Genomic DNA, 12,163 nt, shown 5'->3' with positions numbered 1-12,163 from the left:
GCTCAACCCATCCTACAAAAGCAGCTATGCCGCTTTCGGCGGAAACTTCGGCGCGTGCAGGCCCATCTGCATGGCCTGATGGACCATGCCCATGATGTCCTGGTGCGCCAGTTCGAACAGGTGCTTGAGTTCCGGCAAGACGTAGTACAGCGGTTGCAGGATGTCGATGCGGTAAGGCGTGCGCATGGCCTCGATCGGATCGAACGGCAGGTGCTCGGGTTCCCCGGACAGGCTGTAGACGGTTTCCTTCGGTGAGGAGAGGATGCCGCCGCCATAGATCCTGCGGCCCTGGCTGGTGTCGACCAGGCCGAACTCGATGGTCAGCCAGTACAGGCGGGCGAGGTAGACGCGCTGTTCTTTGCTGGCCTTGAGGCCGAGCTTGCCGTAGGTGTGAGTGAACTCGGCGAACCAGGGGTTGGTCAGCAACGGACAGTGACCGAAGATCTCGTGAAAGATGTCCGGCTCCTGCAGGTAGTCCAGTTCCTCGGGGCTGCGGATAAAAGTGGCCACCGGGAATTGCTGGCTGGCCAGCAGTTCGAAAAAGGTCTGGAACGGAATCAATGCCGGCACCCGGGCGACGCGCCAACCGGTAGCGCCTTGCAATACCCGATTGACTTCATCGAGTTGGGGAATCCGCTCATGGGGCAGGCCGAGTTGCTCGATGCCGTCCAGATACTCCTGGCAAGCGCGCCCTTCGATCACCTTGAGTTGCCGGGTGATCAGGGTATTCCACACCTGATGCTCGGCTTCGCCGTAGTGGATAAAACCGCTTTCATCCGGTTGCCGAGCCACATACTGCGTGCTCTTCATCACTGCCTCCTGCTGGGGCTGTCGTTATTATGTTGGACAATGGATACCCCAGGTTGTGAGCTTGCGCAGCGGTGAATGCGCCTGTGGCAGAGGGCCAAGGGCGGAATTTCGTAAAGAAAAGGTTACGTTGCTGGCGATGCGGCCAGCTATCGCCTTGCTGTCGGGCTAATCTGTCACATATTCTTGACGAAAAATTAGTCGAATTCGTCGATTTGCGACGCTCTGCCGACCAAAAAATGTGCCCGGGGCCTGCCATGCGTATCAAGATTCACTGCCAGAACCGGATCGGTATTCTGCGCGACATCCTCAACCTGCTGGTCGACTACGGCATCAACGTCGCCCGTGGCGAGGTCGGCGGCGAGCAGGGCAACGCCATCTATATGCTCTGCCCGAACCTGATCAACCTGCAATTCCAGGCCCTGCGGCCGAAGCTGGAGGCGATCCCCGGGGTGTTCGGGGTCAAGCGCGTCGGCCTGATGCCCAGCGAGCGCCGGCATCTGGAGTTGAACGCCTTGCTCGGCGCCCTGGAGTTCCCGGTGCTGTCGATCGACATGGGCGGTTCGATAGTGGCGGCCAACCGCGCCGCCGCGCAGTTGCTTGGCGTGCGCGTGGATGAAGTGCCGGGGATTCCGCTGTCGCGCTACGCCGAAGATTTCGATTTGCCGGAGCTGGTGCGCGCCAACAAGTCGCGAATCAACGGCCTGCGGGTCAAGGTCAAGGGCGATGTGTTCCTCGCTGACATCGCGCCGCTGCAGACTGAACACGACGAGAGCGATGCGCTGGCTGGCGCGGTACTCACCCTGCACCGCGCCGACCGCGTCGGCGAGCGCATCTACCATGTGCGCAAGCAGGAACTGCGCGGCTTCGACAGCATCTTCCAGAGTTCCAGGGTGATGGCCGCGGTGGTGCGCGAGGCGCGGCGCATGGCGCCGCTGGATGCGCCGCTGCTGATCGAGGGCGAGACCGGCACCGGCAAGGAACTGCTGGCGCGCGCCTGCCACCTGGCCAGCCCGCGCGGGCAGTCGCCGTTCATGGCGCTGAATTGCGCGGGGCTGCCGGAATCCATGGCCGAGACCGAGCTGTTCGGTTACGGCCCCGGCGCCTTCGAGGGCGCACGGCCGGAAGGCAAGCTCGGCCTGCTGGAATTGACCGCCGGCGGCACCCTGTTCCTCGATGGCGTCGGCGAGATGAGCCCGCGGTTGCAGGCCAAGCTGCTGCGCTTCTTGCAGGACGGCTGCTTCCGCCGGGTCGGCAGCGACGAGGAGGTGTACCTGGACGTGCGGGTGATCTGCGCCACCCAGGTAGACCTCTCCGAGCTGTGCGCCAAGGGCGAGTTCCGCCAGGACCTCTACCATCGGCTCAACGTGCTGTCCCTGCATATCCCGCCATTGCGCGAGTGCCTGGATGGCCTGGCGCCGCTGGTCGAACACTTCCTCGATTCGGCCAGCCGGCAGATCGGCTGTCCGTTACCCAAGCTGGCGCCGCAGGTGCTGGACAAGCTCGGCCACTATCATTGGCCCGGCAATGTGCGCCAGCTGGAAAACGTCCTGTTCCAGGCGGTGTCGCTGTGCGAGGGCGGTACGGTCAAGCTCGAACATATCCGCCTGCCGGACTATGGCGCACCGCAGCCGCTGGGCGAGTTCTCGCTGGAGGGCGGCTTGGATGACATCCTCGGGCGCTTCGAGAAGGCGGTGCTGGAGCGCCTGTACCACGATCATCCGAGCAGCCGGCAACTGGGCAAGCGCCTCGGCGTGTCGCACACCACCATTGCCAACAAGCTGCGCCAGCATGGTCTGGGCAAGGAATAAGTGGCGAGCCGAGTGCAGGACTGGGCGTCCCCCCTCGTTCCTACAAGAGAGGCCTGCGACTGGCCTACGACCTTGGTGCAATTGCTGGCGGGCGTGGTGGCGGGCGAGACTGGCTGCGTTCGGATCCTGCGTGATTTGGATGTAAGTGGTTCTCCATTCCGCTTGCGGAATGTTTGGGTAGGCGGCCTCTGGGTCGCCTTTTTTTCGCCTGCAAACTACCCGTCGAGCGCTTTGACGGCCGGTCAGCGGCACGGTTGTGGTTGCAACGGCGCCTGGCAGCGGATCGTACAACTGCTTTACTTGAGGGGCTATGAAACACTCTCGCCTACTGTGACCGCCAGCAGGCATCCGCTGCTGACGTGCGATTTTTTCACCGCCGCTGAGGCATGCTTGCAGAGCTTTTGCCGGCTGTCAGCGGTGCACGACCATGGTTGTAGAGCGGTAATACCATGGTCGAATGGCCCTAGTAGGGGTATCTGGTTACAAAATGCCCCATAGAAAAACAACTACCCACCGAGGTCTATCCAATGAGTGCTGCGTCCCTCTATCCCGTGCGCCCAGAGGTGGCGGCTCAGTCGCTTACCGACGAAGCCACCTACAAAGCCATGTACCAGCAGTCGGTGATCAACCCCGACGGCTTCTGGCGTGAGCAGGCCCAACGTCTCGACTGGATCAAGCCGTTCAGCAAGGTCAAGCAGACCTCGTTTGACGATCACCACGTCGATATCAAGTGGTTCGCCGACGGTACCCTCAACGTCTCCTATAACTGCCTGGATCGGCACCTGGAGCAGCGCGGCGACGAGGTCGCGATCATCTGGGAAGGCGATGATCCGTCCGAGGACAAGAACATCACCTACCGCGAGCTGCACGAGCAAGTGTGCAAGTTCGCCAATGCCCTGCGCGGCCAGGACGTGCACCGTGGCGACGTGGTGACCATCTACATGCCGATGATCCCGGAAGCGGTAGTGGCGATGCTCGCCTGTGCCCGCATCGGTGCAATCCACTCGGTGGTGTTCGGTGGCTTCTCCCCGGAGGCGCTGGCCGGGCGCATCATCGACTGCCAGTCCAAGGTAGTGATCACCGCCGACGAAGGCCTGCGTGGCGGCAAGAGCATCCCGCTCAAAGCCAATGTCGACGACGCCCTGGCCAACCCGGAAACTGCCAGCGTGCAGAAGATCATCGTGTGCAAGCGTACCGGTGGCGATATCAAGTGGCACCCGCACCGCGACATCTGGTACGAAGACCTGATGGCGGTCGCCGGCAGCGTCTGTGCGCCGAAGGAAATGGGCGCCGAGGAAGCGCTGTTCATCCTCTATACCTCCGGCTCCACCGGCAAGCCCAAGGGCGTGCAACACACCAGCGCCGGCTACCTGCTGTACGCCGCGCTGACCCATGAGCGGGTGTTCGACTACAAGCCGGGTGAGGTTTTCTGGTGCACCGCCGACATCGGCTGGGTCACCGGTCACAGCTACAACGTCTACGGCCCGCTGGCCAATGGCGCCACCATCGTGCTGTTCGAGGGCGTGCCCAACTATCCGGATATTACCCGTGTCGCCAAGATCGTCGACAAGCACAAGGTCAACATCCTCTACACCGCACCGACCGCGATCCGCGCCATGATGGCCCATGGCAAGGCGGCGGTGGAGGGTTTCGACGGCTCCAGCCTGCGCCTGCTCGGTTCGGTGGGCGAGCCGATCAACCCGGAGGCCTGGCACTGGTACTACGAGACCGTTGGCCAGAGCCGCTGCCCGATCGTCGACACCTGGTGGCAGACCGAGACCGGCGCCACCCTGATGAGTCCGTTACCCGGCGCCCATGCACTCAAGCCCGGCTCGGCCGCTCGGCCGTTCTTCGGCGTGCAACCTGCGTTGGTGGATAACATGGGCAACCTGCTGGAAGGGGCCGTCGAGGGTAATCTGGTAATCATCGATTCCTGGCCGGGTCAGGCACGTACCCTGTACGGCGACCACGACCGTTTCGTCGATACCTACTTCAAGACCTTCAAGGGCATGTACTTCACCGGCGACGGCGCCCGCCGCGACGAAGACGGTTACTACTGGATCACCGGCCGCGTCGACGATGTGCTCAACGTTTCCGGTCACCGCATGGGTACCGCCGAAATCGAAAGCGCCATGGTCGCCCACCCGAAAGTGGCAGAAGCCGCAGTGGTCGGCGTGCCGCACGACATCAAGGGGCAGGGCATCTATGTCTACGTCACCCTCAACGGTGGCCAGGAGCCTTCCGAACAGCTGCGTCAGGAATTGAAGAACTGGGTGCGCAAGGAGATCGGTCCGATCGCCTCGCCAGACGTTATCCAGTGGGCTCCCGGTTTGCCGAAGACTCGCTCGGGCAAGATCATGCGCCGCATCCTGCGCAAGATCGCGACCGGTGAGTACGATGCGCTCGGCGATATCTCCACGCTGGCCGATCCTGGCGTGGTGCAGCACCTCATCGATACTCATCGCGACATGCAGGTCGCCTAACCGGCACCGGCAAATCGCGCCCCGCCTCGGCCACGAACCGAGGCGGGGCGTTTTTGTTTGGGCTGTCGGAATATCCTGCGGGGTTGACGCTGTCACCTGGTCGGTAACGCTGCGCACTTTTCTGGGATGGATGGAAACGTTTTCGTTCCAATCCCGTGCTGGCTGGTAGGGTCTTGAATCCTGTAAATACCCTGCAGGTACCGAAAATAAAGGCTTTGCTAAAGTCAGGCGCGCTAATTGCTTTATTGATCGGTTACATTTCTATCCTGTCTCTGCATGTTTGCCGGAGGCTGTCAATACGTCCGCAGTGCCCGTCCGGGTCTTTTGTAATTACTTGTCGCATTGAAGAAATATCGACTTTCGACCTGTCGCTAGAATGCCGCTCACCCAGCCGGAACCGTTTGTCTCTGCCTGTTAGCCAGCAAAGACGGCGACGTTCTCTACAATTTATCCATGGCTGGATGCATATGCGCTCACAGATTACTGCCTGCCGCATCCATTCCCATTCGAAGGAGTCACAAGATGAAGAAGATTGCACTTCTCGGCGCACTGGCGCTATCCGTGCTGTCGCCGCTGGCCATGGCTGAAGAGAGCAAGCCCCTGCGCATCGGTATCGAAGCGGCTTACCCGCCGTTCGCCTACAAGACTCCCGAAGGCAACATCACCGGCTTCGATTACGACATCGGCAATGCCCTGTGTGAAGAGATGAAGGTCAAGTGTCAGTGGATCGAACAGGAGTTCGATGGCCTGATCCCGGCGCTGAAGGTGCGCAAGTTCGATGCCGTGCTGTCGTCGATGACCATCACCGAAGATCGCCTGAAGTCCGTCGACTTCTCCAAGAAGTACTACCACACCCCGGCCAAGCTGGCGATGAAGGCCGGCACCCAGATCAACGATCCGCTGGTCGACCTCAAGGGCAAGAAAGTCGGCGTGCAGCGCGCATCGATCTACGACCGCTACGCCACCGACGTGTTCGCGCCGGCTGGTGTCGAAGTGGTGCGTTACGGCTCGCAGAACGAGATCTTCCTCGACCTGACCGCCGGTCGCCTGGACGCGACCCTGGCCGATTCGGTGAACATCGACGATGGCTTCCTCAAGACCGATGCCGGCAAGGGCTATGCGCTGGTCGGGCCGGACTTCAATGAGCAGAAGTACTTCGGGGAAGGCGCCGGCATTGCCGTGCGCAAGGGCGACACGGCGCTGGCCGACAAATTTACGGCAGCCATTGCCGGCATCCGCGCCAACGGCAAGTACAAGGCGGTGCAGGACAAATACTTCAGCTTCGACGTCTACGGCGACTGACTGCTGCAAGCGAGTCCTTATCATCGAGAGTGGCGCAAACAGGCAGATAGCGCGCTTGTGCCACTTTTCCGTTGTGCTCCTCGGCGCCGCCCGGCGCCTGCATGAGGTACTTGAGCATGCTTGACGGCTACGGCTCGACCATTCTCGAAGGCGCCTGGCTCACCCTGATGCTGGCTCTGTCATCCGTTACGGTGGCCATCTTCCTCGGCTTGCTCGGTGCGGCGTTCCGTCTGTCGCCGATCAGGTGGTTGGCGATCCTCGGTGAAACCTATGCCACGGTGATTCGCGGCATTCCCGACCTGGTGCTGATCCTGCTGATTTTCTATGGCGGTCAGGACCTGGTGAATCGGGTGGCGCCGCTGCTGGGTTATGACGAATATATCGATATTAATCCGTTTATCGCCGGTGTCTTCACCATGGGCTTCATCTTCGGCGCCTACCTGTCGGAGACCTTTCGCGGCGCCTTCATGGCCATCCCCAAAGGCCAGAGCGAGGCGGGCGCCGCTTACGGCATGAGTGGTATCAAGGTGTTCTTCCGCATCCTGGTGCCGCAGATGATCCGTTTCGCCATTCCGGGCTTCACCAACAACTGGCTGGTGCTGACCAAGGCCACCGCGTTGATTTCGGTGGTGGGCCTGCAGGACATGATGTTCAAGGCGAAAAGCGCGGCCGATGCCACCCGTGAACCGTTTACCTTTTACCTGGCGGTCGGCGCCCTCTATCTGGTGCTGACCAGCGTGTCCCTGCTGGTGCTGCGCTATGTGGATAAGCGCTACTCGGTCGGCACCAAAGCCGCCGATCTGTGAGCATGGGAGCGAACGCATGATCTTCGACTACAACGTGATCTGGGAAAACCTGCCGCTGTATCTCGGTGGCGTACTGGTGACCCTCAAGCTGCTCCTGATTTCCCTGGCCTTCGGCCTGGCGCTGGCGATTCCGCTGGGGTTGATGCGGGTGTCCAAGTCGGCGCTGCTGAATTTTCCGGCCTGGCTCTATACCTATGTGATCCGCGGCACGCCGATGCTGGTGCAGTTGTTCCTGATCTACTACGGCCTGGCCCAGTTCGACGCGGTGCGTGAGAGTTTCCTCTGGCCGTATTTCTCCAGCGCGACCTTCTGTGCCTGCCTGGCATTTGGCATCAACACCAGTGCCTACAGCGCGGAAATCCTCGCCGGTAGCCTCAAGTCGACCCCGCATGGCGAGATCGAAGCGGCCAAGGCCATGGGCATGTCGCGGGCCAAGCTGTACCGGCGCATTCTCCTGCCGTCGGCATTGCGCCGGGCACTGCCGCAATACAGCAACGAAGTGATCATGATGCTGCACACCACCAGCCTGGCGTCGATCGTCACCCTGATCGATATCACCGGCGCGGCCCGCACCGTCAGTTCGCAGCATTACCTGCCGTTCGAGGCGTTCATCACCGCCGGGCTGTTCTACCTGTGCCTGACCTTCGTCCTGGTGCGCCTGTTCAAACATGCCGAGCGCCGCTGGCTGGCCTATCTGGCCCCACGCAAGGCCTGAGGAGCTGAACATGCAACGGATCGATCATGTGTTGCCCTGGAACTGCCCCGGCACGGAACGGCGTTTAAGTGTCTTGCGCTATGGCAGCGGCCCGTGCAAGGCCTATATCCAGGCCGCGCTGCATGCCGATGAGATGCCGGGTATGCGGGTTGCCGTGGAACTCAAGCGGCGCCTGCGCGAACTCGAAGCCCAGGGCCGCCTGACCGGTGTCATCGAACTGGTGCCGGTGGCCAATCCGATTGGCCTGGGTCAGTTGTTTCAGGCGACCCAGCAGGGCCGCTTCGAGTTTGCCAGCGGCAAGAATTTCAACCGTGACTTCTTCGCCCTGGCCGAGGCCATTGCCCCGGCACTCGAAGGCTGCCTGGGCGGGGATGGCCCGGCCAATGTGCGCCTGATCCGTGCGGCGATGCTGGCCGCGCTGGAGGTGCTGCCGGCGCCGACTTCCGAGTTGCAGGCCTTGCAGCGCCTGTTGCTCAAGCATGCCTGCGATGCCGATGTGGTGTTGGATCTGCACTGCGACTTCGAGGCGCTGGTGCATCTGTACACATTGCCGCAGCAATGGGCGCAATTGCGCCCGCTGGCTGCCCGCCTGCAGGCCGGTGCGGTGCTGGTGACCGAAGATGGCGGGGGCAGTTCGTTCGACGAATCCTGCTCGCTGCCCTGGTTGGACCTGGCTCGGCATTTCCCCGAGGCGGCTATCCCGCTGGCTTGCCTGGCCGCGACGGTCGAGCTGGGAGGCATGGCCGATACCGGCAAGGAGCAGGCCGCCGTCAGTGCCGAGAGCATTCTGGCGTTTCTCGCCGAGCAGGGCCTGATCGCCGGCGATTGGCCGGCCGCGCCGGAAGACTGCTGCGAGGCCACGCCGTTCGAGGGCACCGAATATGCCTGCGCGCCACATGCCGGCGTGGTGAGTTTTCTGCAGCCGGTGGGGGCGCGGGTCAAGGCCGGCGATCCGCTGTTCGAGGTGATCGATCCGCTCAGCGATCGCCACAGCACCGTCTGCGCCTCGACCGATGGTGTGCTTTACGTTCGTGAACGGATGCGCTTCGCCCAGCCCGGTCTATGGCTGGCCAAGGTTGCCGGTCGTACCCCTATTCGCCAGGGTCGCTTGCTCAGCGACTGATTCAAGAGAGTGGAAACCATGTACAAACTCGAAGTTCAGGATCTGCACAAGCGCTACGGCAGCCACGAAGTGCTCAAGGGCGTGTCCCTGGCGGCCAAGGCCGGTGACGTGATCAGCATCATCGGCTCCAGCGGCTCGGGCAAGAGTACCTTCCTGCGCTGCATCAACCTGCTCGAACAGCCCCACGGCGGCAAGATCCTGCTCAACGGCGAGGAGCTGAAGCTGGTAGCCAACAAGGAAGGCGCGCTCAAGGCCGCCGACCCCAAGCAGTTGCAGCGCCTGCGCTCGCGCCTGGCCATGGTGTTCCAGCATTTCAACCTGTGGTCGCATATGAGCGCCCTGGAAAACGTCATGGAGGCGCCGGTGCATGTGCTCGGTATCGCCAAGGCCGAAGCCCGGGAAAAAGCCGAGCATTACCTGAACAAGGTCGGCGTGGCCCATCGCAAGGATGCCTACCCGGCGCATATGTCCGGCGGCGAGCAGCAGCGCGTGGCGATCGCCCGCGCCCTGGCCATGGAGCCGGAGGTGATGCTGTTCGACGAACCGACCTCGGCCCTCGACCCCGAGCTGGTCGGCGAGGTGCTCAAGGTCATGCAGGATCTGGCCCAGGAAGGCCGCACCATGGTGGTGGTCACCCACGAAATGGGCTTCGCCCGCGAGGTGTCCAATCAATTGGTATTCCTCCACAAGGGTGTGGTCGAGGAGCGTGGCGACCCGCGCGAAGTGTTGGTCAATCCACAATCGGAACGCCTCCAGCAGTTCCTCTCTGGTAGCCTTAAGTGAGCGGCATGCCCTTGCCCGCCAACATAGAGGCTGTGAAAAAATCGCTTGCCTGCTGCGACCGTCGCCGGGCGGCTGCAACTGCGTTGCGCTACGCAAAAACTTCGGTCATTTGGCTCGCCAAACTCCCTCGTTTTCACGTCGCGCGCCTTGTTTCGCTCGCCCGACGGCGCTCTCGCGACGGCCTTCGATATTTTCCCAGCCTTTGAGCCTAAACTGTCCCCCATGACTGCCCATCGAATCGGCTTCCTGCTTTGGCCCAACTGCAAACCTCTGACCTTGGCGTTGGCCGAAGAGGCCTTGCGCGTTGCCCAGCGTGTCCACCCGGACGTGGTCTACGAACTGTCGTTCATCCAGGCTGAGACCCCGGTCGAAGGTGCCTGGCGTCTGCCGGGAGAAGCCTGGGTAGGCAAGCTGGAGGGTTTGCAAAAACTCTTCCTGCTCGCCGACGAGCCACCTGGGCCCATGCCCCTGGCCTTGTCCAGCGCACTCAAGCAGCTGGTGCGTGCCGGTTGCGTGATCGGCGGCATCTCCGCCGGGGTCTATCCCCTAGCGCAGCTGGGCCTGCTCGATGGTTACCGCGCCGCCGTGCACTGGCGCTGGCAGGACGATTTCAGCGAACGCTTCCCCAAGGTCATCGCTACCAGCCACCTGTTCGACTGGGACCGTGATCGCCTCAGCGCGTGTGGCGGCCTGGCCGTGCTCGACTTGCTGCTGGCTTTGCTGGCCCGTGATCACGGCGCCGAGCTGTCCGGCGCGGTGTCGGAAGAACTGGTGGTCGAGCGTATTCGCGAGGGCAGCGAGCGCCAGCGCATTCCGTTGCAGAACCGTTTGGGCTCCAGCCATCCCAAGCTGACCCAGGCGGTGCTGTTGATGGAGGCGAATATCGAAGAGCCGCTGACCACCGACGAAATCGCCCAGCATGTCTGCGTCTCGCGCCGCCAGCTGGAGCGCATCTTCAAGCAGTACCTGAATCGGGTGCCCAGCCAGTACTACCTGGAGCTGCGCCTGAACAAGGCGCGCCAGCTGCTGATGCAGACCAGCAAGTCGATCATCCAGATCGGTCTGTCCTGCGGCTTCTCCTCCGGCCCGCACTTCTCCAGCGCCTACCGCAACTTCTTCGGCGCCACCCCGCGCGAAGACCGCAACCAGCGGCGCAGCAACAGCCCCTTCGAGCTGACCTCGGCGCCGGTCGAGCGCGGCTAGACCGTTTTAACCCTCGACAGCGGCGCCTGACTCGGTCCGGTCATCGCTCCGAGGCGAATCGACTCAGCGATCCTGCCTGCATGGGCGGCGCCATGGGCGTGCCCACCGATCCAGATCGCGCCCAGCAGGTCGACCAAGCCGTCGGAGCCCTAATCAGCGGCCCGGCCGGCGGTCAGCCCGCTTCGCCGTGATAGCACTTTGCTGTTTCTTTTGTTGTCAAACTCAGCAGGTGCCACGATGGAGTCCCGTCCATGAAGTTTCGCTTGCTGCTGCTGTTTGTCCTGCTCCTGCCGCTGACTGCCTGCACCGTATATTCAGGGGGTTACGGCGGCTATCGGCCGCCCTACGATCCACCCCCGTACGGCCAATGGCGCTGGGATCCGGGCCTGAGTGTCTACGTGAGCCTCGGCCACGCCGACCTCTACTTCGGCGACCGCTACTACTACCGCTGGCGCGACGGCGGCTGGTACTGGTCCAGCCGCTACGACGGCCCCTGGCAGGTGCGTGACTATCGCCATGTTCCGCCTGCCCTGTACAAGAAATACCCCGCGCCAAGGGGCGCTCCGGGGTATGGAAAGAGCCCCGGCGATCGCTACCAGGGTCAAGGCAACAGTCGAGGGCAGGGCGATCCCCGTTACCAGGACCAGGGCCGGGAGCGAGGGCAGGGTGATCCCCGTTACCAGGGCCAGGGCCGGGAGCGAGGGCAGGGCGATCCCCGTTACCAGGGCCAGGGCCGGGAGCGAGGCCAGGGCGATCCCCGTTACCAGGACCAGGGCCGTGAGCGAGGCCAGGGCGATCCCCGTTATCAAGGCCAGGGCGATCCCCGCAACCAGGGCCAGGGCGGGGAGCGAGGCCAGGGCGATCCCCGTTACCAGGACCAGGGCAGGGCGCAAGGACAGATCAACAGCCAGCAGCAAGGCAAGGGCTCGATTAAGCGTGTTCCGCAAGGCCAGCCCAGCAACCAGGGTGGTGACAACAAGGGTGGCCAATGGCAGCAGCAAAACCAGGGCCAGGGCAAAGGCCGGGGCCAGGAGCTGTATTGATCCGAACGCAGGAGGTAGCCCGGAGGCTGATCCGGGCTACGGTTCCGCTTGCAGATTCTCCCGTGTCAGCGCTTCCCCGCGCTCCGC

10 protein-coding genes are annotated in these 12,163 nt (G+C 62.7%); 9 read left to right on the top strand and 1 reads right to left on the bottom strand.

Features of this window, described 5'->3' with window-relative positions; genetic code table 11:
- Positions 1 to 24 precede the first annotated feature (24 nt).
- On the bottom strand, positions 25 to 810 hold the full coding sequence (phhA, locus tag G9C89_RS18980) for a phenylalanine 4-monooxygenase (protein WP_172151000.1): 786 nt from the start codon (positions 808 to 810) through the stop codon (positions 25 to 27).
- Between the two features lie 254 nt (positions 811 to 1,064).
- Between phhA and G9C89_RS18975 the strand changes: the two genes are divergently transcribed.
- The 9 genes from G9C89_RS18975 (at position 1,065) to G9C89_RS25360 (ending at position 12,076) form a co-directional block, all read left to right on the top strand.
- Positions 1,065 to 2,618 carry a sigma-54-dependent transcriptional regulator gene (locus G9C89_RS18975; protein ID WP_172150998.1) on the top strand — a complete coding sequence of 518 codons (1,554 nt, stop codon included), beginning with the start codon at positions 1,065 to 1,067 and terminating at the stop codon, positions 2,616 to 2,618.
- Positions 2,619 to 3,145: 527 nt separating this feature from the next.
- Positions 3,146 to 5,101, top strand: coding sequence for an acetate--CoA ligase (gene acs / locus G9C89_RS18970; protein WP_172150996.1), 1,956 nt, complete (start codon positions 3,146 to 3,148; stop codon positions 5,099 to 5,101).
- Between the two features lie 522 nt (positions 5,102 to 5,623).
- Complete coding sequence (locus G9C89_RS18965) at positions 5,624 to 6,403, top strand: ABC transporter substrate-binding protein (RefSeq protein ID WP_172150995.1); 780 nt, start codon at positions 5,624 to 5,626, stop codon at positions 6,401 to 6,403.
- A 116-nt stretch (positions 6,404 to 6,519) separates the two neighbouring features.
- Positions 6,520 to 7,209, top strand: coding sequence for an ABC transporter permease (locus tag G9C89_RS18960; protein ID WP_172150993.1), 690 nt, complete (start codon positions 6,520 to 6,522; stop codon positions 7,207 to 7,209).
- A gap of 16 nt (positions 7,210 to 7,225) precedes the next feature.
- A complete protein-coding gene (locus G9C89_RS18955; protein WP_172150991.1) occupies positions 7,226 to 7,924 on the top strand; it encodes an ABC transporter permease in 699 nt (232 codons plus the stop codon).
- 10 nt (positions 7,925 to 7,934) lie between these two features.
- On the top strand, positions 7,935 to 9,047 hold the full coding sequence (locus G9C89_RS18950; protein ID WP_172150989.1) for a succinylglutamate desuccinylase/aspartoacylase family protein: 1,113 nt from the start codon (positions 7,935 to 7,937) through the stop codon (positions 9,045 to 9,047).
- A gap of 18 nt (positions 9,048 to 9,065) precedes the next feature.
- Positions 9,066 to 9,830 carry an ABC transporter ATP-binding protein gene (locus G9C89_RS18945; RefSeq protein WP_172150987.1) on the top strand — a complete coding sequence of 255 codons (765 nt, stop codon included), beginning with the start codon at positions 9,066 to 9,068 and terminating at the stop codon, positions 9,828 to 9,830.
- A gap of 222 nt (positions 9,831 to 10,052) precedes the next feature.
- Positions 10,053 to 11,033, top strand: coding sequence for a GlxA family transcriptional regulator (locus G9C89_RS18940; RefSeq protein WP_172150977.1), 981 nt, complete (start codon positions 10,053 to 10,055; stop codon positions 11,031 to 11,033).
- A 251-nt stretch (positions 11,034 to 11,284) separates the two neighbouring features.
- A complete protein-coding gene (locus tag G9C89_RS25360; RefSeq protein WP_178115618.1) occupies positions 11,285 to 12,076 on the top strand; it encodes a hypothetical protein in 792 nt (263 codons plus the stop codon).
- The last annotated feature ends 87 nt before the right edge of the window (positions 12,077 to 12,163 follow it).

Source organism: Pseudomonas tumuqii, from assembly GCF_013184545.1.
Taxonomy (GTDB): Bacteria; Pseudomonadota; Gammaproteobacteria; order Pseudomonadales; family Pseudomonadaceae; genus Aquipseudomonas; species Aquipseudomonas tumuqii.
This window is presented reverse-complemented; position numbering and strand designations above follow the sequence as displayed.

What these genes read in the sequence shown, in the direction of transcription:
- phhA (WP_172151000.1), bottom strand. Translation starts at nt 810, where the DNA reads ATGAAGAGCACGCAGTATGTGGCTCGGCAACCGGATGAAAGCGGTTTT.
- G9C89_RS18975 (WP_172150998.1), top strand. Translation starts at nt 1,065, where the DNA reads ATGCGTATCAAGATTCACTGCCAGAACCGGATCGGTATTCTGCGCGAC.
- acs (WP_172150996.1), top strand. Translation starts at nt 3,146, where the DNA reads ATGAGTGCTGCGTCCCTCTATCCCGTGCGCCCAGAGGTGGCGGCTCAG.
- G9C89_RS18965 (WP_172150995.1), top strand. Translation starts at nt 5,624, where the DNA reads ATGAAGAAGATTGCACTTCTCGGCGCACTGGCGCTATCCGTGCTGTCG.
- G9C89_RS18960 (WP_172150993.1), top strand. Translation starts at nt 6,520, where the DNA reads ATGCTTGACGGCTACGGCTCGACCATTCTCGAAGGCGCCTGGCTCACC.
- G9C89_RS18955 (WP_172150991.1), top strand. Translation starts at nt 7,226, where the DNA reads ATGATCTTCGACTACAACGTGATCTGGGAAAACCTGCCGCTGTATCTC.
- G9C89_RS18950 (WP_172150989.1), top strand. Translation starts at nt 7,935, where the DNA reads ATGCAACGGATCGATCATGTGTTGCCCTGGAACTGCCCCGGCACGGAA.
- G9C89_RS18945 (WP_172150987.1), top strand. Translation starts at nt 9,066, where the DNA reads ATGTACAAACTCGAAGTTCAGGATCTGCACAAGCGCTACGGCAGCCAC.
- G9C89_RS18940 (WP_172150977.1), top strand. Translation starts at nt 10,053, where the DNA reads ATGACTGCCCATCGAATCGGCTTCCTGCTTTGGCCCAACTGCAAACCT.
- G9C89_RS25360 (WP_178115618.1), top strand. Translation starts at nt 11,285, where the DNA reads ATGAAGTTTCGCTTGCTGCTGCTGTTTGTCCTGCTCCTGCCGCTGACT.